This is a genomic window from Streptomyces sp. NBC_01549 (assembly GCF_026339955.1).
In the GTDB taxonomy this organism is placed as follows: domain Bacteria; phylum Actinomycetota; class Actinomycetes; order Streptomycetales; family Streptomycetaceae; genus Streptomyces.
This window is the reverse complement of record NZ_JAPEPW010000002.1, coordinates 26,760-48,804: the sequence shown is the minus strand read 5'-3', so window position 1 is coordinate 48,804 and position 22,045 is coordinate 26,760. Positions and strand designations below refer to the sequence as shown.

16 protein-coding genes and 6 pseudogenes are annotated in these 22,045 nt (G+C 67.3%); 14 read left to right on the top strand and 8 right to left on the bottom strand.

The genetic code is table 11. The annotated features are described in order from the left end of the window. Positions 1 to 666 precede the first annotated feature (666 nt). The gene (locus OG819_RS34705) at positions 667 to 2,064 is read left to right on the top strand and encodes an IS1380 family transposase (RefSeq protein ID WP_266624488.1); all 1,398 of its coding nucleotides are present in this window, start codon (positions 667 to 669) and stop codon (positions 2,062 to 2,064) included. Between the two features lie 523 nt (positions 2,065 to 2,587). On the opposite strand, the gene OG819_RS34700 is transcribed toward OG819_RS34705, so the two are convergent. After that, entirely contained in the window at positions 2,588 to 3,604 is a 1,017-nt protein-coding gene (locus OG819_RS34700) for a DNA-directed RNA polymerase subunit alpha (protein WP_266634018.1), read from the bottom strand. A gap of 410 nt (positions 3,605 to 4,014) precedes the next feature. On the opposite strand from OG819_RS34700, the gene OG819_RS58705 reads away from it, so the two are divergent. Both OG819_RS58705 and OG819_RS34690 read left to right on the top strand, forming a co-directional pair. Continuing rightward, a complete protein-coding gene (locus OG819_RS58705) occupies positions 4,015 to 4,158 on the top strand; it encodes a hypothetical protein (protein WP_323138221.1) in 144 nt (47 codons plus the stop codon). A gap of 10 nt (positions 4,159 to 4,168) precedes the next feature. Then, the gene (locus OG819_RS34690; protein ID WP_266634020.1) at positions 4,169 to 4,363 is read left to right on the top strand and encodes a hypothetical protein; all 195 of its coding nucleotides are present in this window, start codon (positions 4,169 to 4,171) and stop codon (positions 4,361 to 4,363) included. Positions 4,364 to 4,797: 434 nt separating this feature from the next. Here the strand turns inward: OG819_RS34690 and sufC are convergent, their stop codons facing one another. After that, entirely contained in the window at positions 4,798 to 5,556 is a 759-nt protein-coding gene (sufC, locus tag OG819_RS34685) for a Fe-S cluster assembly ATPase SufC (RefSeq protein ID WP_266634022.1), read from the bottom strand. Between the two features lie 675 nt (positions 5,557 to 6,231). Here sufC and OG819_RS34680 point away from each other — a divergent pair. Together OG819_RS34680 and OG819_RS34675 are read left to right on the top strand one after the other, a co-directional pair. Next, on the top strand, positions 6,232 to 7,362 hold the full coding sequence (locus OG819_RS34680; RefSeq protein WP_266634024.1) for a site-2 protease family protein: 1,131 nt from the start codon (positions 6,232 to 6,234) through the stop codon (positions 7,360 to 7,362). Positions 7,363 to 7,627: 265 nt separating this feature from the next. After that, the gene (locus OG819_RS34675; RefSeq protein ID WP_266653085.1) at positions 7,628 to 8,026 is read left to right on the top strand and encodes a hypothetical protein; all 399 of its coding nucleotides are present in this window, start codon (positions 7,628 to 7,630) and stop codon (positions 8,024 to 8,026) included. An 18-nt stretch (positions 8,027 to 8,044) separates the two neighbouring features. Here the strand turns inward: OG819_RS34675 and OG819_RS34670 are convergent, their stop codons facing one another. The 3 genes and pseudogenes from OG819_RS34670 to OG819_RS34660 form a co-directional block, all read right to left on the bottom strand. Beyond that, positions 8,045 to 9,166, bottom strand: coding sequence for an IS630 family transposase (locus OG819_RS34670; RefSeq protein ID WP_323139393.1), 1,122 nt, complete (start codon positions 9,164 to 9,166; stop codon positions 8,045 to 8,047). An 84-nt stretch (positions 9,167 to 9,250) separates the two neighbouring features. Beyond that, positions 9,251 to 9,472, bottom strand: a pseudogene (locus OG819_RS34665) (IS701 family transposase); the annotation flags it as partial. 139 nt (positions 9,473 to 9,611) lie between these two features. Then, a complete protein-coding gene (locus OG819_RS34660) occupies positions 9,612 to 10,106 on the bottom strand; it encodes a GNAT family N-acetyltransferase (protein WP_266653081.1) in 495 nt (164 codons plus the stop codon). Positions 10,107 to 10,794: 688 nt separating this feature from the next. On the opposite strand from OG819_RS34660, the gene ltrA reads away from it, so the two are divergent. Beyond that, positions 10,795 to 12,066, top strand: coding sequence for a group II intron reverse transcriptase/maturase (ltrA, locus tag OG819_RS34655; RefSeq protein ID WP_266647954.1), 1,272 nt, complete (start codon positions 10,795 to 10,797; stop codon positions 12,064 to 12,066). A gap of 142 nt (positions 12,067 to 12,208) precedes the next feature. Then, a pseudogene (locus tag OG819_RS34650) lies at positions 12,209 to 13,200 on the top strand (IS5 family transposase). 61 nt (positions 13,201 to 13,261) lie between these two features. Here the strand turns inward: OG819_RS34650 and OG819_RS34645 are convergent. Next, the gene (locus OG819_RS34645) at positions 13,262 to 13,861 is read right to left on the bottom strand and encodes a transposase family protein (protein WP_266653079.1); all 600 of its coding nucleotides are present in this window, start codon (positions 13,859 to 13,861) and stop codon (positions 13,262 to 13,264) included. 66 nt (positions 13,862 to 13,927) lie between these two features. On the opposite strand from OG819_RS34645, the gene OG819_RS34640 reads away from it, so the two are divergent. Beyond that, positions 13,928 to 14,758, top strand: coding sequence for an IS5 family transposase (locus OG819_RS34640; protein WP_266653077.1), 831 nt, complete (start codon positions 13,928 to 13,930; stop codon positions 14,756 to 14,758). Then, positions 14,755 to 15,177 carry a hypothetical protein gene (locus tag OG819_RS34635; RefSeq protein WP_212726660.1) on the top strand — a complete coding sequence of 141 codons (423 nt, stop codon included), beginning with the start codon at positions 14,755 to 14,757 and terminating at the stop codon, positions 15,175 to 15,177. Before OG819_RS34640 ends, OG819_RS34635 begins: the two co-directional genes overlap by 4 nt. Positions 15,178 to 15,257: 80 nt before the next feature. On the opposite strand, the pseudogene OG819_RS34630 reads toward OG819_RS34635, so the two are convergent. Beyond that, positions 15,258 to 15,419: pseudogene (locus OG819_RS34630) on the bottom strand (ISAzo13 family transposase); the annotation flags it as partial. A gap of 70 nt (positions 15,420 to 15,489) precedes the next feature. Between OG819_RS34630 and OG819_RS34625 the strand changes: the two are divergent. Next, a pseudogene (locus tag OG819_RS34625) lies at positions 15,490 to 16,512 on the top strand (IS4 family transposase); the annotation flags it as partial. A 312-nt stretch (positions 16,513 to 16,824) separates the two neighbouring features. On the opposite strand, the pseudogene OG819_RS34620 reads toward OG819_RS34625, so the two are convergent. After that, positions 16,825 to 17,124 (bottom strand): annotated as a pseudogene (locus OG819_RS34620) (ISAzo13 family transposase); the annotation flags it as partial. Between the two features lie 641 nt (positions 17,125 to 17,765). On the opposite strand from OG819_RS34620, the gene OG819_RS34615 reads away from it, so the two are divergent. From OG819_RS34615 to OG819_RS34600, 4 genes and pseudogenes are all read left to right on the top strand, one after another. Continuing rightward, entirely contained in the window at positions 17,766 to 19,022 is a 1,257-nt protein-coding gene (locus OG819_RS34615) for a sugar ABC transporter substrate-binding protein (RefSeq protein ID WP_266653074.1), read from the top strand. 84 nt (positions 19,023 to 19,106) lie between these two features. After that, positions 19,107 to 19,751, top strand: a complete 645-nt coding sequence (locus tag OG819_RS34610; RefSeq protein ID WP_266653072.1) for a glycoside hydrolase family 36 N-terminal domain-containing protein — start codon at positions 19,107 to 19,109, stop codon at positions 19,749 to 19,751. Positions 19,752 to 20,026: 275 nt separating this feature from the next. Then, positions 20,027 to 20,674: pseudogene (locus OG819_RS34605) on the top strand (HD domain-containing protein). 8 nt (positions 20,675 to 20,682) lie between these two features. Beyond that, complete coding sequence (locus OG819_RS34600; RefSeq protein WP_266653070.1) at positions 20,683 to 21,672, top strand: DJ-1/PfpI family protein; 990 nt, start codon at positions 20,683 to 20,685, stop codon at positions 21,670 to 21,672. Positions 21,673 to 22,045 lie beyond the last annotated feature (373 nt).

Below are 22,045 nucleotides of genomic sequence, written 5' to 3'. Positions count from 1 at the left end.
CCGCGCCGCCTCCCGGCCAGCCCCCGCTACGCCCCGGACGGCGTGTCCACTCGTGCCCTGGAGCAAATCCCAGGCCCACGCCGAGGCTGTCGGCGACATCGACTCGCTGGCGCAGATCGGCTCCACCATTGTCCGCGCTCACCAACACTCCTCCGCCACGGGCGAAAAGGGGGATCCGCCGGCCGGACGAACCGGACGATCACGTCTTCGACCCATCCCGAGGCGGCGAGTCCGGCCGGGGCGTTGCCGACGGTGATGGGGGACCCGATCACCTGGTTGGTTCTGGTGTCGATCACCGACACCATGCCGGCGAGTTCGTTAGATCCGGCGGTAGAGGTCAATGCCGTGTCCGGTGGTGACCGCGTCGATCAGGGCCTGAAGGTCGGGGGGCGGGTCCTTGTCCGTCCAGGCTCGCCACCATCGGTTCAGGGTGATGGCGGGGGTGAGCCAGGAACGGATGGCTCGTAAGGCTTTGGGCGAGCAAGGCTGTTGGGGCTGGTGGGACGGGTCTGGTCCCCCTCTCTGGCCCGTCGGTCGCCCTTAGCCTTGATCCACCGGCCGGCGTCTTGTGGATAGCGGCTAGAAAAACGAGGAAGTGCCTTGTGACCTGCGATGATGGGAGTTCTTCAGGCTTCCAGCACGCACGATCGGCAAGGCACTTCCGAGATGAAAGTTTCCCATACATCGGCGGCGGTCTCCGCTGCGTTCGATGACCCGAATCTGATCGCGTATGCCGGGCTGGTCCCGGTGATGCGCCTGGCCGAGCGGGGCGGTCTTTCGCGTCTGGTGGCCGAGAACGTGAAGCTGACCGGCGCGAGCAACAGCGCGGGGGCGGCGGCGGACGCCAAGGTCACCAGCATCGTCGCGGGCATGGCCGCAGGTGCGGACAGCATCGACGACCTGAACGTTCTGCGCCATGGTGCGATGACGGCCGTGTTCGCGGGCATTCGTGCCCCGTCCACGCTGGGCACGTTCCTGCGCTCGTTCACCCACGGTCACGCTCTCCAACTGCACGCCGTTCACCGCCGGTTCCTTGGCGCGCTGGCCGCGCATACCCCGCTGCTGCCCGGCGCCGACGCGATGGCATTCATTGATGTCGACTCCACCCATAAACGGGTCTACGGCCGGGCCAAACAGGGTGCCGAGTACGGCCGGTTCAAGGGCATCCGCACCCTCCACCCCCTGCTCGCCACCATCTGCACGCCCGGCTCCCGCCCGGTGATCGCCGGAGTCCGCATGCGCCGCGGCAAGGCAGCCGACTCCCGCGGCGCCCCGAAGTTCGTCAGCGAAGCCCTGGCCACCGCCCGGGAGGCCGGCTGCACCGGCACCCGCATCCTGCGCGCCGATTCGCAGTTCTACAACGCCGGTGTGATCGCCGCCTGCCGCCGGGCCGGAGCCCACTTCTCGATCACCACCGGCATGAACCCCTCCATCAAACGGGCCGTCCTCGCCATTCCCACCGAAGCATGGCAGCAGATCACCTACCCGACCGCGGTGCCAGACCCCGAGACCGGCGAACTCATTTCGGACGCCGAAGTCGCCGAGATGCCCGCCTACACCGCCTTCGCGAGCCGCAAGAAGAGCGAGCAAGTCACCGCCCGGCTGATCGTCCGCCGGGTCCGTGACCTCGCCAAACCCGCCGTCGTAGGTGAGCAGGGCGAACTGTTCCCCGTCTGGCGTTACCACCCGTTCTTCACCGACAACCCCGCCCCCACCCTCCAGGCCGAGCGGGAACACCGCCACCACGCGGTGGTCGAACAGGTCATCGCCGACAGCAAAGCCTCCGCACTGACCCACCTGCCTTCCGGACACTTCCACGCCAACGCCGCCTGGCTCACCCTGTGGGCCATGACCTACAACCTGCTGCGGGCCACCGGCGCGCTCACCTCCGCCTTCCACGCCAAGGCCACCACCGCCACTCTCCGTGCCCACCTGGTCCAGATTCCGGCCCGGATCGCCCGCTCCGCACGGCGTATCACCCTGCACCTGCCACACAACTGGCCCTGGCAGCACGCCTGGACACATCTTTTCGACACCGCCCACGACCCACCCGGACCCGCCTGACGACCCTGCCCACCCCGCCCGCCAAGGCCCAACCGGAACCGAACAACGTGGAAATGCTGGGCAGACCAGCGGGTGCCACCTGCCCGCCCACAATCACCGCCCCGAAACCGGCTCAGGATCAGTCAGAAGATCATTTTCAGACCACGTCGGTGGATCAAGGCTTAGCCGCTTTCCTATGGCGCTCGTCTGTACGTGCCCGCACACCGCGCCGTCCCCAGTTTCTCTGCGGCCAGGCGCCTCACGTACGCCCACGTGTGATGGATTCCGACCGAGTTCGCCTTGCGTCAGACCAGCTGGGGCGACGGGGACAGCAGGCAAGCCCGGAAGCAGGCGACCGCCGGCTGGCTGAGCAGCGGATCGTACGGGAAGTGCCGGAGCTGCGCCGCTTTGTCGTCGGCTCCCTTCGCCAGCTTGTGCGCGCGGGCGCGGATCCGGCCGAGGTCGCCCAGCGGGCAGGGAACAGCGTGGACGTTCTCCTGCCCCCCGTGCGCGAGGTGTCTCTATGACCGGCGCAGCGCAGCGTTCAGTACTGCTCCGTCTCCACGAAACCCGCGTCCCCGTCGTCGTCCGCACCGAGTGCGGCGGCGGTCGGGTCGAACCCGGGTGGGCTGTCCTTGAGGCCCAAGCCCATGCCGGCCAGCTTCGCCTTGACCTCGTCGATGGACTTCGTACCGAAGTTGCGGATGTCCAGGAGGTCGGCCTCGGAGCGGGCGACGAGCTCACCCACGGAGTGGACGCCCTCACGCTTGAGGCAGTTGTACGACCGGACGGTGAGGTCGAGGTCTTCGATCGGCAGTACCAGGTCGGCGGCGAGGGCGGCGTCCACCGGGGACGGGCCCATGTCGATGCCCTCGGCGTCGATGTTGAGCTCGCGGGCGAGCCCGAAGAGCTCGACCAGCGTCTTACCGGCGGAAGCCATGGCGTCACGCGGACGCATGGCCTGCTTGGTCTCGACGTCGACGATCAGCTTGTCGAAGTCGGTGCGCTGCTCGACACGGGTCGCCTCGACCTTGTACGTGACCTTCAGCACCGGCGAGTAGATCGAGTCGACCGGGATGCGCCCGATCTCCTGACCGACCTGCTTGTTCTGAACGGCGGAGACGTAGCCGCGACCGCGCTCGACGGTCAGCTCCATCTCCAGCTTGCCCTTGCCGTTGAGCGTGGCGAGGACGAGGTCGGGGTTGTGCACCTCGACACCGGCCGGGGGCGCGATGTCGGCGGCGGTGACCAGACCCGGGCCCTGCTTGCGCAGGTACATCACGACCGGCTCGTCCTGCTCGCTGCTCACGACGAGCTGCTTGATGTTGAGGATCAGGTCGGTGACGTCCTCCTTGACGCCCGGCACGGTAGTGAACTCGTGCAGAACGCCGTCGACGCGGATGGACGTGACCGCCGCACCCGGGATCGAGGACAGGAGGGTCCGACGCAGGGAGTTGCCGAGGGTGTAGCCGAAGCCCGGCTCCAGCGGCTCGATCACGAACCGGGAGCGGAATTCGTCGACGACCTCTTCGGTCAAGGATGGACGCTGAGCAATCAGCACGGGGTGTTGCCTCCAGTGGTTTGGCGCCCGCTGTGTGACGCCGTAGACACCCCGAAGGGTACGGGCGATACGGGCGATACGGTCTCCGCAGAGGCCGAACCGCCTGTCTCTCCAACCCAGCGAGGAGGCTTCGGCCTCTCTTCCGCCCCGCTGCCCCCACGGCGGTTTCTGCCGCGTCCAGCTCGCGGGCGCGCAGGACGGCCAGGCAGGCATGCGCGGCCGTGGCCAGGGGATGTCGTGATCGTGGCGTTGGCCGGACAGGTGGCAGGGGTGGTGTGCACCGCTCACGGCGCTGTGCTTAGCCGGTACGCCCGGAACGGAACCCCGTCGCCTCAGTCGCTGGAATTATTTTCGACCCACGTCGGCGAAGACGAGTCGTAGGCCGGCTGCCGTACCAATGTCCGCAGTCAGTGCTGTGCCGGGACGCCGAGGTCGTCGAGAAGGTCGCGGACGCGGCGCTCGCTGTCGTCGCGGATGGGCCGGACGTCGGCGACTGTCTTGCCTGCGGGGTAGTCCGCCGCGGCCAGGACAGCGGCGTGGCCGCACCCTGGTGACGTGTTTTCGATGACTCATCCCGGAACCTATCTGCGGGTCTACCCGCCTGCCTCGTACAAGGCGGTCCTCGTTCCCGCCCCGCTGCGCGCCTGCTCGAACGTCTTCAGCACCAGCTCCCGCCTTCTGACGCTGCTCACCGTTCGCCGCCCGGAGCACCGACAGCGATCTCCCTCCTGGAGTGGGGCATCGCCGTCGATTCTGTAGCAAGAATGCCAGGGGGTGGACCCGACTGCCACTCTTGGCTCGCTCGCTGCTGGCCGGGGTCGCCCACTGTGACTTGGATTGGTGGGCTGATGCACATCACCTGACGGGCAGAATCTGCGCCGGTCGCTCCTGCCGGTCGGTTATGGGCGCCCGCCCGGCCAGATCAATGGACTTCACGTAGACAGCTCGGCGTCGTCACTTCCACAGGCGCGGCATAGGACCTCAACACCCGTACGGCGACGGCGCCGTATCTACGACCGTGATGTTCGACCGCAGTTGGACCACCGCAAACCGCCCGCCCCTCTGCCAGTACGCGCCACTGGTGAGTCGACGGTCCCGTAGTGACCGGCGCGGCAGGGCTTGGCGTCCCCGTTCCCGGTGCCCGAACGACCTCCTCGACGCAGCCGACGTCCGGCCTGCACGAGGTGGGACGGTCAGCCGTCGCCCTTCACGTATCCCTCGTATCCCTCCTCCTCCAGTTTGTCCGCGAGCTCCGGGCCGCCGGATTCGATGATCCGGCCCTCGGCGAAGACGTGGACGTGGTCGGGGTGGACGTAGCGCAGGATGCGCGTGTAGTGGGTGATCAGCAGTGTGGCGGTCTGCCCGGTGGCGCGGACCCGGTTGACGCCTTCAGACACGATGCGCAGCGCGTCGATGTCCAACCCGGAGTCGGTCTCATCAAGGATCGCGATGCGCGGATTGAGCAACTCCAGCTGGAGGATCTCGTGGCGCTTTTTCTCTCCGCCGGAGAAGCCCTCGTTGACGTTGCGCTCGGCGAAGGACGGGTCGATCTGGAGCCTCTCCATCGCCTCGCGGACCTCTTTCAACCAGATGCGCAAGCGAGGGGCCTCGCCGCGGACAGCGGTGGCGGCGGAGCGCAGGAAATTGGACACGGAGACGCCGGGAACCTCGACGGGGTACTGCATGGCGAGGAACATCCCGGCGCGGGCTCTCTCGTCGACCTTCATCGCCAGCACGTCCTCCCCGCCCAGGGTGACCGTGCCGGAAGTGACCTTGTACTTGGGGTGGCCGGCGAGAGCGTATGCAAGGGTCGTCTTGCCGGATCCGTTCGGTCCCATGATCGCGTGAGTGTCACCTTGCTGCACGGTCAGGTCGACCCCGCGCAGGATCTCGCGCGGACCGGTGTCGGTCTGGACCGAACAGTGCAGGCCGTGGATCTCCAACGTTGCCATGGCGTACCTCACCGCCTTGAAATGCACGGAATGCGGCTGACGCATCAGCCCGGCTCCCGACCGGGGCGGGGCTAAGCCACGCGTTGGCCGTTGGCCTCCTCACCAGGGCGGTTCCACGGGCCGGCGACGCGGGCGCCTTGTCCGCACCGGCCGGTGCAGCATGGTCCTGCTTGCCGGATCCCGGACCCCGCACACCCGCATCGCGATCACCGCGCGCTGCTCAGCGGGCCACCGCGCCCGGGATACCTGTTCATCGCCTCGCCTTCCCTCCGCGCACAGAACACCTGGCGCTGGCCGGCGTCACTTCCAGCATGCCGCGCCGCCCGGCCAGGTGCGCGTTGCGCGACGGCGGCCGACCCGTTGGTGATCGTGTCCTGGGCCGCGGTTTTCGCGGGCGCTTCCGCGACGGGCGTGACGGGCAGTGCTGGGCAATGCGGCGGGGCTCTTCCGGAGGATCGGGGCGGATGCCTGGACCTGGGCGACGGCCGTTGCCACCCGGCCCTACTCGGCAGAAACGTCTATGCCCTCGATTACCACGTCCTCGGTTACGCGGCTCCACGGAGCAAGACTGTAAGTGAGGAGACACACCGCGCAGGCCCGGTCGCGCGGAAGCCGCCGTGGCCCACCGGCACGCGTGGACGGACGGACGCACGCTCAGTCGTGCAGGAGACAGCGATGAACAACGCGCCGCGGATCGGGCGAGTCCTTGGGGTGCCCCTGCGCCTCCACTGGAGCGTGCCCGTGCTGGTGTTCCTCTTCGGCTACGGCCTGGGCGGCCAGACCCTTCCCGCCTGGGCCCCGGGACATTCCCAGGCCGCCTACACACTCGGCGGACTCATCGGCGCCCTGCTGCTCCTGCTGAGCCTGCTGGCTCACGAGTCCGCGCACGCCGTCACAGCCCGGCGCAAAGGCATTCCCGTCCACGACGTCACCCTCTGGGCCCTCGGGGGCATGACCAAAATGGGCAGGCCCCCCGCACCCGGCGCGGCCTTCGTCGTGGCCGTGATCGGACCGCTCACCAGCCTGATCATCGGCGGAGCGGCGCTCGCCGCAGGGATCGGACTCGACACGGGACTCGGCTGGAAGGTGCCTGCGGCCGTCTTGGTGTGGCTCGGCTGGACGAACCTCCTGCTGGGAGTGTTCAACCTCCTGCCCGCCGCACCTCTCGACGGCGGCCGGGTGGTGCAGGCCGCGGTGTGGTGGCGCACCGGAGACCGGGAGCGGGCCGAACGAGCAGCCGGCCGCAGCGGCCAGGTGCTCGGCACGCTGCTGATCGCCCTCGGTTTGATCTCTCTCCTGCGCGGCGCAGCGGGCGGTTTGTGGCTGGCGTTCGTCGGCTTCTTCATCCTGATCGCCGCCAACCTCGAGCGGCAGCAGGCCGCCCTGGCCGAGGCCGTGGCCGGGCTGCGGGCCGCCGACGCCATGTCCACCCCCGTGGAGACCGCCCCCGACTGGGTAACGGTGCAGAGCTTCATCGACGGGCCGTCGTTGAACACACGCCACTCGACGCTGCCGCTGCTCGACTTCGAGGGCCGCCCCAGCGGCCTGCTTCATCTGCCGCAGCTCGCGAAGATCCCCACGGCGCAGCGGGGGACGCTGCGGCTGCGCGACGCGGCGACTCCCCTGTCGCAGTGCAGCACCTGCGCCCCGGTCGACCTCCTGGAAAACACTCTCAGGAATCTCCGACCGGGCGGCGGCGTACGCATTCTCGTTCTCGACGGCCAACGCCTCACCGGCATCATCACCGCACGCGACGTCATCCGCCTCGCCCAGCGCCACCGACTGCGCAGCGGCGGGTCCGGCTGAGGCTTCCATCCCGTCTGCCATCGACCCAGGCAGAGCCGAGCGGACGCGGCCCAGGGCGTCAAGGTCGTTCGCACAGTGCCGCGCTCCACCTTGACGCCCTGAACCACGCCCGCTCCACGGTGTGTGGGCCGACGGCAGACGGGAGTGCTCTGACCGGGAAGGTTCGCCGGGGTGGCGGGTGGGTGGATGGCAAGTGGCGACTTCCGACGATGGAGATCCGGCCCATATGATCTTGAGTCCAGACCATGGATGTCGGAGGGCGACGATGGAAGAGCCGCGGATACGCCTCGGCAACGATGCTGTGTGGCTGGAACTGGCTCGGACCCGTGCGGACAGCTGGCAGATCACCGCAGATTGGTCCTCCTGGCTGACAGCTGACTTCACCGCGGATCTCAGCGCTGCGGAGGTTGTGGACTTCGTGGCCCGCATGCTCTCTCACCTGCGCGCGCCGTCGGGTGGACGCTTTTCGGCGGCGGTGACTCCCGGTCGGAACAATCCGCTGACGTTGAAGGCGGAGCCAGTCGGGGACGGTTTCGCCTTTTTCGTGCGCCTGATTCCCAACGGCGACGACGACGTGTGCCATTTGCAGATGGAGATCGATCCGATCGCCACGTTGGAGCTTCGTGAGACCTTCAGTGCGCTGCACGCGGCGCTGGTGGTTTGACCCCCCGGAGCGTTTTGGTCAGGCTGCCGTCGTGAGCGGGCGTCCGCCCCAGCAGATGCCCTTCTCGCTGCGGATGCGGGCGCGTTCCTTGCGTTCGGCGGCCAGGGCGTCGCGGTGGCGGGCGTTGGCGTTGCGCCAGCGCAGGTAGGCGTGCAGGGCCCGGGTCTGCACGGGGTGGTTGGGGTGGTGGGAGTTGGCGATGGTGAACTGCCTCAGCGGTCCGAAGTGCGCCTCGATCGGGTTCGCCCACGAGGCGTAGGCCGGGGTGAAGCACAATTCGACCTTGTGTTTCTTCGCCCAGCGGCGGATGTCGGCGCCTTTGTGGGCGGACAGGTTGTCCAGGATGACGTAGATCGGTGCGCCGTCGGGCCGGGCGGCCCGGATCGACTTCAGCGCGGCCAGCGTGTTCGCGGCACCTTTCTTTCGGCGGTTGAGGCCCCACAAGCGGTCGTCGCCGACCGAGTAGCAGCCGTGGAAGTAGCGCACCCCGTGGGTGCGGTGGTACGTGGCCGGCACCCGGTCGGGATGTTTCCGCGCGGCCCAGCCCGAGCCCGCGGTGGGCCGGATCCCGAGCGGTCCGAACTCATCGAAGGCGAAGGCCCGGTCGGGGAAGCGGTCCAGGACCTCCTCGATCCGGTCCAGCTTCACCTCACGGTCCGGGTCGGGGGATTCCTTCCATGTCTTCGTGCGCTGGAAGGTGACACCACGGCGGGCGAGCAGGCCGCGTAACGCCTCGCGGCCAATGCGGATCACCCGGCCGTGGACTTTCCGCAGGTAGGCGACGAGTTTGCGCAGAGACCAGCGGGTGAAGGGCTGGCCGAGCTTGGCGGGGCGGGTAGTGGCCGTCTGGATGACGAAGTCCTCGTCGTCAGTGCTGAGCAGGCGGGGACGGCCTCCCGCCCACCGAGGGTCCAAGCAGGCCAGGCCCACGTCGTCGAAGCGGTGGATGACATCACGGACGGTGTCCTCGTCGGCCTGCACCAGCTGGGCGATCACCGGCACGCGGTTCCCGCCGGCCGAGGCCAGCAGCATCATCGCCCGCCGGTAACGCACCGAACTCGTGCTGCCCCGGCGCACGATCTGCTGCAGCCGCTGCCCCTCCTGGTCAGTCAGTCTGCGCACACGGACAAGCTCAGCCACCGCGCCTCCAGCGGTCGGAACGGACGTCAACGCACATCCAACCGCCACGACGGCCAACCCGGCGGCCCAATGCGGTCAGAGCAGTAGATGCTCCAGGACGTACTCGCGCACGTCATCGCGCACGGCGTCGGCATCCCATCGGGCCCGGCAGAGCAGGTGCTGCATGCCGTCCGGGGTGGCCTCTCCGGCCCACTCGGCGATGCTCCAACAGTTTTTGCATGGCAGGTCCGACAGCAGCCCCAGCATCAGATCCCGTACCCGACGCCGGGGTTCAACCCGGGCGAACCGGCCGGCTATCCGGCTCATCAGGCCCTCGAACGCTTCCTGCCAGCGAGCAGGGTCCACGCTGTGACCTGCGGCCGTCGCAAGATCGTTAGTCTTCACGCACCGATGATCAGCGGTGGCCGCAGCCTTCCCGTAGCCGACCCATGAGCAAGATCAAGGTCTATGGCTGGAGGTCGCGCTGGTACCAAGTGCCTGACTTGCCGCCGAGATCGGCCGGGGTGGCAGGGCCAACCGAGACGAACCCGGCCTTGGCCAAGACTTTCTGGGACGCGGCGTTGTCGTGGGAGGTGGCCGCCCGCAGTGTGAGCAGGCCGTGCATCGCTGTCGCCATCCGGCACAGCTCCCGGACGGTCGCGGTCGCCACGCCGCGGCCGGCGACCCGCTCCGCGACCCGGTAGCCGAGTCTGGCAGTGCCGTCCTCCAAGTCGTACAGGTTGAACCTGCCGAGTACCGAGCCGTCCTCGGCGACGAGCACGTAGAAGGCGCAGATGCCGGCCTCCTGCTCGACCAGCGAGGCGTTGTACCGGTCGGTGAACTGGTCGAAGAAGTCGTCGCCGCGGTCGGAGATCGAGGCAGCGAAGTAGGTGCGGTTCGCCAGCTCGAAGGCCAGGACCGCCGGGGCGTGGTCGGCATGCAGCCGCTTCAGCTCGGGCATTGCCCGACTCTACCCAGATCGTGCGCTGAGGCCACCTGAGTTTCCGCCAGTGGCAGACAGCCCCAAGACCAGGGCACATAACGATCTACGGCTGGAGGTGTGCCACGAACACTGAGAGTGAGGTTGATGTAGGCAGAGACCCTGCTTGATGTGGTGCTGTGCGGAAGATGAAGGTCTTGTGGCCCTTCGGCGTCGCCCTGCGGTGGGAGGCGTCAAACCGCCCCGAGCTGCGTTGGCTGAAGACCGTCGTGGTGAGCGTCCGGGGAAAAGGCGCTGGTCAGGCGTCAGGTGGGGACCGGGAAGGCGAACGCGAGTGAACCGCTGATGACGTGTCGTAAGTAGTAGGTGACATCGAAACCGGGGTGACTTCAGGATCCCGGGACAAGCCTGGCGGGTGACCGCTTATTGGCCAGGCGGTGTCCGGCATGAAGGCGGCGCGAGCCCGGTCTGCGGCTTCCGTGCGGAACGTGGGAAGGCGTGTCGCGATACTGCCCTGGCTCAGCGGCCGGGGCGACAGGAAGAGCCCGGTCCGGAAGTCCTCCGACCGGGTGCTGAGTACCGTCGCGCGGCGCGCCGGCGGACCGGCTCGTAGTAGTGGGCAAGCCCCGGTAATCGGGGTGGAGCGAAGGGGCCGGGTTGTTCGTGACTGGTTTGTTCGGTCAACCGGAAGTTTTCCGGGAGGAGCGGGATGGACGAGTTGAAAGCGTCGGCCAAGCCGTTCGACATCTCCAAGCAGGAGGTGTGGGACGCCTGGGTGAAGGTGAGAGGGAACAAGGGCTCGTCCGGGGTGGACGGAGTGTCGGTCGAGGCGTTCGAGAAGGACCTGAAGAACAACTTGTACAAGGTCTGGAACCGGATGTCCTCGGGCACGTACTTCCCACCGGACGTCAAAGCGGTGCCGATCCCCAAGAGCGGGGGTGGCATCAGGGTGTTAGGGGTGCCGACCGTCGCCGACAGGGTCGCGCAGACGGTGGTGGCCGGACATCTGTCGGAGCGGGTGGAGCAGATCTTCCACGCGGACTCCTTCGGGTATCGGCCGGGCAAGTCGGCACTGGACGCCGTTGCGTCCTGCCGGGAGCGGTGCTGGCGGTTCGACTGGGTGGTCGAGCTCGACATCCGGAAGTTCTTCGACACCGTCCCGTGGGACAAAGTGGTGGCCGCGGTCGAGGCGCACACCGACGCCGGTTGGGTGGTGCTGTATGTCAAGCGGTGGCTGGCCGCGGGGCTGCGCCTGCCTGACGGGTCCACGACTGAGCGGGTAGAGGGCACGCCGCAGGGTTCTGCGGTGTCGCCCGTCTTGGCGAACCTGTTTCTGCACTATGCGTTCGATGCGTGGATGGTCCGAGAGTACCCGGGCTGCCCGTTCGAGCGTTACGCCGATGATGCGGTGGTGCACTGCCGCACCCTGGCGGAAGCGGAACGTGTCCTGGCCGCGCTGCGGTCCAGGATGGCCGAGGTCGGTCTGGAGCTGCATCCGGACAAGACCAGGATCGTGTACTGCAAGGACGACAACCGTCGGGGCCGGTTTCCGGTCACCGAGTTCACGTTCCTGGGGTTCACGTTCCGGCCGCGAGGAGCCAAGGACAGACACGGGGTGATGTTCACCGCGTTCCTGCCCGCGATCAGTAACCAAGCCCTGAAGAGGCTGAGCAGGACGGTGCGGTCCTGGAGGCTGCACCGGCGCACGGCGCAGGAGTCATCCGATCTGACCCGGACGGTCAATCCGGTGGTTCGGGGATGGATGAACTACTACGGGCGCTTCTACCGCTCAGCGCTGTATCCGCTGTTCGACCGCATCAACACCTACTTGCTGCGGTGGATTCAGAAGAAGTACCGGGTCGGGATGAAACAAGCCCTGCAACGGCTGGCCCAAGGCCACACGTTGCGCCCGAAGTACTTCGCTCACTGGACCTGGGCGGCCCCGGCAGGGGCGAGGCCCAGAACGACAAGAGCCGTATGACGGGAGACTGTCACGTACGGTTCCGTGGGAGCCCGGGGGTGAGATTCCCCCGGGCGACCCGACTACTAGGGCCTGTATCGAGTCGCGATCAATCTGCGGGTTTCGTCCTCGCGGCAGGGCTTGGAGCGGTAGATCTTCTTGTGTGACGCGAGTGCAACTGACGGATGAGGAGTGGGAGTTCATCGAGCCGTACTTGCCGATCGACGAGTACGGCCCGTACCCCACGCGGCTGCGGCAGCAGTTCGAAGGCGTGATTTGGCGGTTCAAGACCGGCGGCCAGTGGCGGGAGATGCCCCAGGAGTTCGGCGCCTGGTCCACTGTGCACAACCGCTTTCGGCAGTGGCGTGACGCGGGCGTCTTCGAGGCTCTGCTGGAGGGCCTGATCACGGAAGCCGCGAAGCGCGGCGAGGTGGATCTGTCCCTGGTCAGCATCGACTCCACCACCGCGCGCGCCCATCACGACGCCGCCGGGATGCACCTGGACCAGGACCTCCTCACCGTCCTGGAGAAGGCCGCCGCCGAAGAGGAGAAGGCCAGGTCAAAGGGGGCGACTGCGAAGAACGAAACGGGCAGGATCCCGAACGGGAAGAGCGGCGACGCATCCGGCGCCGACGCAGAGTCCGTCTGAAGGCCGCTCTCCTGGGACGTTCCAGGGGCGGGCAGACCAGCAAGGTCCACCTCGCCGCCGACCGAAAGTGCCGCCCGCTGGCAATCGTCCTGACCGCGGGCCAGGCCGCGGACAGCCCGCAATTCATCCCTGTGCTCAACAAGGTACGGGTCCGCAGGCCCGTCGGCCGCCCCCGCACCCGCCCGGACGCGGTCGCCGGGGACAAGGCCTACTCCTCCCGCGGCAACCGAGCCCACCTGCGCAAACGCCACATCAAAGCAGTCATCCCGGAGAAGAGGGACCAAGCCGCCAACCGGAAGAAGAAGGGCTCCAGCGGCGGCCGGCCCGTCAGCCACGACGCCGACCTCTACAAGGAGAGGAACACCGTCGAGCGCCTGATCAACAAGCTCAAGGCCTGGCGGGGCATCGCCACCCGATACGACAAGACCCCGGCCAGCTACCTCGCCGGCCTCCACCTGCGTGCCTCGATGATCTGGCTCAAAGAACTCACGAGAACCGCCCATTGATCACAACTCAATACGCACCCTAAGGGCGTGCAGATCATCAACATGCTTTCTTGATCTTGCTTTAGGTGGGCTTGGAAGCGAGGAACCTCGCGACATCGGATGGGGTGCGGAAGCGGGCGGTGGAGGTGTTGATGTGGTGGCCGTGCGATTCCAGGAGCGGGCGGACTTCCTGGCTCGCGCGGCTGATGGTCATGGCGGTGACGCCGAAGAGTTGGCCGAGGAGGTCCATGGTGGCGAGCTTGCGCAGGTGGAGCACGGTGACCAGGATCCGGTCGGCTGGGGCGAGTTTGGCCTTGGCGCCCGTGCCGGGGGCCACCAGGCGCTCGTGACCGCGACGCGTGCGGAGTACTTGCTCACGTTGAACCGCCAGCGCGGGAGTCAGCGTGTCCATGAGTGCGCTGAGCTGTTGGCGGGTCATGCCGGTCAGTTCCGGGTCCTGCAGCGAACTTGGCGCGAGCCGATGTGGTGTGTTCGCCGACGGCCGGTCCGGTGTGCTGCTGATCGGCGTCGCCTCTATGGGCTGCTGGGGGTCGAGGGTGTAGTTCCAGTCGCAGTGGAAGCGGTGCCGTGAGATCGGCAGGGCGGCGATCTTGTCGTCGCTGACCTGAATGCCGGTGGGGTACTGAGAGTGCGGGATGTGGCGTTCCGTCGGTCTTGTCATCGCTCGATGGTGTGATGTTGGGGCATCGCTGGTGGTCAGGAGTTCGGGGTTCGCTTGAGTTGTGGCATGAGCATGCGCAAGCCGTACCCGAGTGATCTCACCGACGAGCAGTGGGAGCTCCTCGAACCCGTGATCACGGCATGGAAGGCCCGGCATCCGTCAGTCAGCGGGCATCAGGGGAAGTACGCGATGCGGGAGATCGTGAACGCCATCCTCTACCAGAACCGCACGGGTTGTCAGTGGGAGTTCCTGCCCCATGACATGCCCCCGCCCGGAGCGGTGAAGTACTACTTCTACCTCTGGCGCGACGAGGGCACCGACCAGGACATTCACGACCTGCTGCGCTGGCAGCTGCGGGAGAAGCGGAAACGATTAGCCGACCCGAGCCTGGTGGTCCTGGACACACAGAGCATCCACGCCGCCGTCGGCGTCCCGGCCACGACGACGGGCCGGGACGCCGCGAAAAGGGTGCCGGGCAGGAAGAGATGCCTGGCCGTGGACGTGCTGGGCCTCGTCATTGACTGCGTCGTCCTGCCCGCCTCCGCGCACGAGAACACCGCCGGCATCGCCCTGCTGGACGCTGTCACCGAGCAGTGCGACACGGTGAAAAAGGCCCTGGTCGACCAGGGCTTCAAGAAGAAGGTCGTCGAGCACGGCAAGAACGTGGGTATCGACGTCGAGATCGTCGAGCGCAACCCGGACGACAAGGGCTTCGTTCCACAGGCCAAACGGTGGATCGTGGAGCAGACGAACGGGATCCTGATGTTCTACCGCCGTCTCGTACGCGACTACGAACACCGCCCCGCCTCCTCCCGCTCCCGCGTTCTGTGGGCGATGGCCTCCGTCATGAGCCGTCGCCTCACCGGAGCCACCAGCGCCTCCTGGAGGACCGCATGAGCGAGAACCCGCAGGTCAAAGTCATCCTGGAACACATCGAGACCCGCGAACGCGAACTGGACGACCAGGCCGGGCAGTTCCGGGCCCGCATCGAAGAGCTCACCCGGCAGCTCGGCGAACTCGACGCGGAGAGCGAGAACCTGCGCATCACCCGCAAGACCCTCCTCACTCTCCCGCTGCCCTCACCCTCCACCGGGCCGGACCGCCCCGACATCCCGGACCACCCCGCCTACCAGCAGATCCTTACCGCCCTGACCGACGCGGGCCGGCCGATACGCGCCCGCGACCTCTGCCAGGCCCTCGACCTGCCGATCCTCCCGAAGAACACCGAAGGCATCCGCTGCAAACTGAAACGCCTGGTCAGCCGGGGCATCCTCATCGAACCCGAACCCGGCCTGTTCGCCTGCCCCGGCGCCTGAGGACCACCCCCCACCCGCGACCAGCGGTCCTTCCACAACCTCAACCACGAAACGGACAAGAGCCCACGTTCCGCACTCTGAGAAGTGTCGAGTTCGGCGTGCACCGTCAGGCCGGTTGTGGTGGTGGTCGCGGCGATGCTCTGGACGATGACTTCGTGGCTGGTCAGGGGCCTGCCGTGCCAGTTCATGGTGATGTGGGAGAACAGCCGGTGCTCGATCCGGTTCCACTTCGAAGTTCCGGGCCAATGCCGTTGCTTGAACTCGTCAAGCAGTTCGCAGTGACGCCGGAGGAGCGCGGTCGTTGGGCCCGACATGCATCCTTGGGTGGGGTTGTCCGACCATGTGCGACTGGGGGTGGTGACCCGGTGGGTGACTCCGGAACTGGTCGCCGAGGTGCTGGAGAAGTGCCGGGTCCGGGACAAGAAGCCCGGCGCGCTGCCGGCCGGGTTCATGGTCTACTTCACGCTTGCCCTGGCGCTGTTCCAACAGGACTCCTATGACGATGCGGCGGAGCAACTGGTGGGCAGTATCAGGGAGTTGAGCGGGAGCATCCCGAACAAGTCCTCGTTCACGCGGGCGCGCAGGCGTCTGGGACCGCTGGTCCTGGAGACCGTCTTCCGCGAGCTGGCCGACCCGTTGGCCCCCGTCGGCCTGGAGGGCTCCTTCTACCGCGGGATGCGGCTGGCCGCGGTGGACGGGTTCGTGCTGGACGCGCCGGACACACCGGCCAACCGGGCCGCGTTCGGTGGGCCGGTCAAGAACGGCCAGCCGGCGGGGTTCCCTCAAGTGCGGGTGGTGACACTGACCGAGTGTGGCACGCACGCGCAGATCGACGCGGCGGTGGGCGGATTCAACGGCGGCGAGCGGGAGTTGGCGATCACTCTGGCGACCTCGGCGAGCAAGATGCTCGTCATCATGGACCGGGGCTTCCCCGGGGTCGAGTTATGGAAGGCCTATCTCGGATTCGGGGCCCATCTGCTGATCCGGGCTCGCTCGCCGGTGGCGCACCGGCCGGTTGAGTATCTGCCCGACGGGACCTACCTGGGGAGGATGAACCTGGGCGGGCAGAAGGGCGCTCATCCTGGCGGGGTGCTGGTCCGGGTGATCGAGTACCGCGTCGACGGCGGCGAGGTGGTCAGGCTGTTGACCGATCTGTTGGACCCGGTTGCGTATCCGGCGGCGGAGTTGGCAGAGCTCTACCATGCCAGGTGGGAGGCGGAGTCGGCGTTCCGGCAGATCAAGACGTTCCAGCGCGGGCCGGTCGAGGTCCTGCGCTCGGGAGACCCAGATCTGGTGCGGCAGGAGGTCTGGGCGCACCTGGTCGTGCACCACTGCCTCACGCGGGTCATCATGTGTCTGGCCGACGACAACGGCATCAACCCGGACCGGGTCTCGTTCGTCAAGGTCCTCAAGCACACGCGGCGCAGCGTGGTCCGCCAGTGCGCGGATACGCCCAAGAAGATCAAGAAGTTCCTGGCAGTGCTGGCGGCGAAGGTGCGCCGGAAGCTCGACAACGGCGCCAGGCGCCTGCGTGAGGCGGACCGGCACCTCAAACGGCCGGACTCGAAGTACTCCTCGAAGCTCTCCTACCGGATCAACACCCGGGACCGGCAACCGACACGGCGGATCACAGCCAAGGCCATCACGGTGGCAGACGGTGATTGCCAGGCCGGACTCGGCTGCGAACTGGGCGAGCTCGGTCTTCCAGGTGCGGGTGCGGTAGCCGTTGGAGCCGCCCGCGTCGGCGGTGATCAGCAGTCGGCCGGCCGTCGGATAGGCGGCCCACCCGGCTCCGTTCCACCAGCGGCGGATCGATTCGACGGCGAACGCGGCGGTGTCGTGGTCGGTGCCCACGTTGACCCAGCCGGTGTTCGCGGCGACGTCGTAAATGCCGTAGGGCACCGCCCTGCCCAGCTCGCGGTCGGGGAAGTCGTGGGTGTCGACCCGCATGCCTCGACGCTCTGGCGGCGGATACTCTCCCCGCTGCTTAACACGCCGCCGAACAACGAGCCACGTCCGGTCGTGAAGGGACCGCTGGTGTCGTACCGTCGGCGATCTCGATGGGAGTTCCCCGCGGTACATCTCCGAGGAGCAGTCCTATGTCGTCCAGGCCGGGACGGGGCACCAACGGCCGGACGGCTGCCACTGGTCCCGGCTCCGCCGGATCACGAACTTCACTGGTCACGTCGTCGACCGTATGACTCCGATGCCGCCTGGGGGAAAGACGGCTATCGATGGTGAGTCATCCGGAATATGAATGACCAGTGAGGTTTTGGGGCTGTGCCGCGTGTTCCAAGCCGACGAACACCGCGTGGTTTCCTGTCCGATGGCATGTCGCTTCGTGATCTCGCGAGTTCGATCGGCGGAAAGATACGTGCCGACGTGCTCGATGAGACATCCGGGAGTTGTCGAGGAGATGGAGACACTCGCCGCGGCCTGTGCGGAGGAGGCCATCGCATGTCAACAAGGACGTCTTCCAGCCTCGGCCAAGTGAGCCGACACCTTGATGGCCAGGACGTGGGCGCTAGCAGGCGACCGCCTACAAGGTCTGCGCCAAGGACTTCGAGAAGGCCAACCCGGGCGTCACGGTGAAGATCACCCAGTACAACGTCACGGACTACTTCACCAAGCTCACCGCCGGCTTCGTGGCCGGCACGGCTCCCGACGCGTTCCAGAACAGCGTCCAGTTCTTCCCGCAGTACGCCGACCAGAACCAACTGCTCCCGCTGGACGACTACATCAAGAAGGACAACTTCGACCTGTCGCGCTTCTCCGTCGGAGTCGACTCGTGGAAGTACGCCGAAGGCAAGCAGTACGGCCTGCCCCTGGACTGGGCCGCCACCGGTCTGTACTACAACACCGACATGCTCACCAAGGCCGGATACAGCGCCAAGGACGTCCAGAACCTGAACTGGAACCCCGACAACGGCGGCACGATCGGCAAGATGATCGCCCATCTGACCCTCGATACCAAGGGCCGACGCGGTGACGAGCCGGGATTTGACAAGGCACACATCAAGACCTACGGCTTCGGCCAGCTGGCCGCCAAGGACTTCCTGGGCCAGTCCACCTGGAGCTCCTTCGTCTCCACGACGGGCTGGTGGCTGGGCAACAAGGCCAACTGGCCGACCGAGTTGAACTACAACGATCCGCGACTGGTGAAGACCATGGACTGGATCCGCACCCTGGTGGCGAAGGGATACGCACCCAAGATCGGTACGTTCACCAACACTGTGTCCGATGTCGACCTGCTCTCCTCGGGCAAGGTCGCGATGGAGACGGGCGGATCGTGGTCGGCGTCCACCTACGCCAAGATTCCCAACATCAAGGTCGGAATCGGTCCCACGGTCCTCGGCTCCGACGGCAAGACCCGCGCCGTCTTCAGCAACTCCAACGGCAACACCATCTGGGCCGGCACGAAGAACCGGGACCTGGCCTGGAAGTGGGTCTCCTACATGGGCTCCGAGACCTGCCAAACGAAGGCGTCGGCGACCGGCACCTTCTTCCCGTCCATCCCCGCCTCGATGGACGCCTCCGCCAAGGCACTCAAGGCGCAGGGCGTCGACCTCACGGATCGAGCCTCTGATCGAGGCCTACTTCGCCGGGCAGAAGGACGACAGTGTCTTCGCCGACATGCAGGCCAAGACCAAGAGCATCCTGAACGAGAAGTGACCGCCGCCTCTTCGGCGCACCGCGGCCAGGACGCGGCCCGTGCGGTGCGTCCTGCCGTCCTCCCTGACAAGAGACCGTATGCCCATCACCCCCACGCGAATCGTCAGCCTGCGCGCGGCCGGCACCTGCTTCGCCGTGGAACTCACCGAACCGGCACCCCGGCCCACCACTAGCCTGGCCGCCACCGCTCCCGTCCGACCCTGACAGGGGCCACCCACCGTGCGGTCCCCGACGGCGGCGGTGTACTTGAGCCGCAGTTGACCGAGACGGCGTCCGTACTGGACATCACGCTCACCTACGCCCTGGATACCCACGGGATACTCACCACCGACGCCGTCCTCTCCCGCGGGAGCAGCGCCGACACGACGCCCTACGACCTGGGCAGCGCCCTGACTCTGCTGCCCCTGCCGCGTCGGGCCACCGAGATCTTGGACCTCACCGGAAAGTGGAGCCGGGAGCGGTCTCCCCAGCGCCGCCCGCTGCACCACGGTGCCCATGTTCGCGACGTGCGCCGCGGGAAATCCGGCGTCGGCTCTCCCTACCTCGTGACGGTGGGAGCACCCGGCTTCGGACTCCGCACCGGCGAAGTGTGGGCCGTACACGTGGCATGGAGCGGCGACCAGCGCTACCTCGTCGAGCAACTCCCGGAGGGAGCAGGCGTGCACGCCTCCGTCCTCGGCGGTGGCGTGCTGCTCCGGCCGGGCGGCCGGAGCAGCCCAGCGCCAGCGTGGGAGTGCGACGGTGACGGGCTAGTTGGGGCAGCGGTTGAGGTCGTCCTCAGACAGCGCCGCTTCCTCGGTGGGTTCGATGGCGAGCCCGTGCGGGGTGTTGTCGGCGACCAGCCGATGACGTACTGGCAGCGGTACGCCGCAGAGGGCGTCACCCAGGTGCTCGGATCCTGATCGACCTTGGACCGGCTGCCGGCCACCGGCAGTGGGATCAGGTCACGAGTGCCGTCAAGATCGTTGGCGTAGCTCTCGCGCGTCTTCGCGGTCCGCTGGGATGCCTCGACATCCCACGCCTCGGCAAGTGGGAGGAGGCGGCGCGCTGGCGTCCTCATGTCGGTATCTGTGGGTTACACGTCTTGATCGCCATGGCGAGGCAGAGGACGCCGGTGCCACGCTGGAGAGGGCATCGCCGACTGGACGGCGACACACACCTGGAAGAGGCGGACAACATGGGAATCGATCGTGCTGGGGCAGCGAACGTAGACGTGCCTGCGACGAAGCTGGCTCGAGAGGCGACGGAGTTGATCCGTGACACCACGAGCGAGCTCATCTACCACCACTCGCGTCGGGTGTACTTCTTCGGCAGCCTGCAGGGACGCAACCGCGACCTGAGTTTCGACCCGGAACTTCTCTACATCGCCGCCATGTTCCACGACGTGGGCCTGGGTGACACCTTCCATGGCAGCGGCCGCCGCTTCGAAGTGGACGGCGCCGACGAAGCGAAGCGGTTCCTGCAGGCGCGTGGGATTCCGGAAGACAGTGTTCGCCGTGTGTGGACGGCGATCGCCCTGCACACCACTCCCGGGATACCGGAGTTCATGGAGCCGGAGGTGGCCCTGGTCACCGCCGGGGTGGAGTACGACGTACTGGGCATCGGATACGGCACGATCCCGGAGGCGGACCGGGCCGAGGTCGTGGCCCTGCACCCCCGCCCCGACTTCAAGCACCGGATCCTGCAGGCGTTCTAAGACGGTATCCGCCTCAAGCCGGAGACGACGTTCGGCAATGTGAAGGCCGACGTTCTGGAGCACTTCGCCCCGGACGTCCAGCGCGGTGATTTCGTCCGTACGATCCTCGAGTCCCCGTGGAAGGAGTAGTCCCGCGGGTGTCCCACCACAGTCACACGGTCGCCGTTGTCGCCTTCGGCGCGGTTCAGCTCATGGATGTCACCGGCCCGGTCGAGGTCTTCACGACCGCCAATCGCTATGGTGCGGACTACGATGTCCGAGTCGTCTCGCCCACCGGTGCCGGCGTCGTCACCTCATCGGGACTGGCGCTCGGCGTCAACGGCTCGGTTTCCTCACTTCCCCGCCGGATCGGCACCCTGCTGATACCGGGGAGGAGGGACTGGCGGGAGGCTGTCAACGACACGGACTTGGTGGAGTCGGTCACGGACCTGACCGATCGGGCCGAGCGGGTGACCTCCGTGTGCGCGGGGGCGTTCGTTCTCGCCGCGACCGGTGTGCTGGACGGCCGGCGCGCTGCGACGCACTGGGAGCTCGCCCCGGACCTCGCGGTGGCCTTGCCAGGGATACGGGTGGAAAGCGATCCTCTCTTCGTCCGGGACGGCCACGTCGTCACGTCAGCCGGTGTCACGGCAGGCATCGACCTCGCGCTGTCCCTGGTCGAAGAGGACTGGGGGGCCGAGGTGGCGCGCAGCGTGGCCAGGCAGCTGGTCGTCTTCATGGCCAGGCCCGGCGGACAGGCGCAGTTCAGCGCCCGACTGGTCTCATCTCAGCCTCAGCACTCGGCGGTGAGACGCGTACTGGATCACGTCAGTGCGGACCCTTCGGCCGAGCACACCCTGGATTCCCTGGCCGCTGTGAGCTGGGTGAGCGCCCGGCACCTGGGGCGGCTCTTCCGTACCGAGATCGGCATGACTCCTGGGCAATACGTCGAATCCATCAGGGTCGAAGCCGCTCAGGCTCTTCTCGAAAGGGGCAGCGGCACAGTGGAGGAAGTGGCGCAGCAGGCCGGATTCGGTTCCTCGGAGTCCCTGCGCCGGGTCTTTCAGCACACTCTCGGAGTCTCTCCGACCGTGTACCACGCCCGCTTCCGAAGCACCACGGGCAGTCGCCGCATCACGGCGGCCTGAGGACTTGATCCTGCCTCAGTGACGCTCCGCGACTGCCCCGCCCTCAAGATCTGTGCTAGAGCGCAGAGCCGGGTTCTGACAACGCCAGGGCTTGCAGTGCGTGCACCGGGCTTGCTCGTGCGCGGGGTGGGGCGCTCGGGTCGCGCCCATCGGATGCGGCCGGCCCGCGTCAGCGGTGTGTCGGTCGTGTCCTGGAGTTCGGGAGAGTCTCGCATCCCAGCACGCTCGTTCAATACGCCGCGCACGACAATACGTCCCGAGGGTCGGCGGTGCCGCGTTCTCAGAGCGCATCGCCCCGTGGCCACGCGGTCGGCTCCTGCCGTTCGTGGTGTCCCGTTCACGGTTTCGGATGTCTGCGGTGTGACATCGAGTG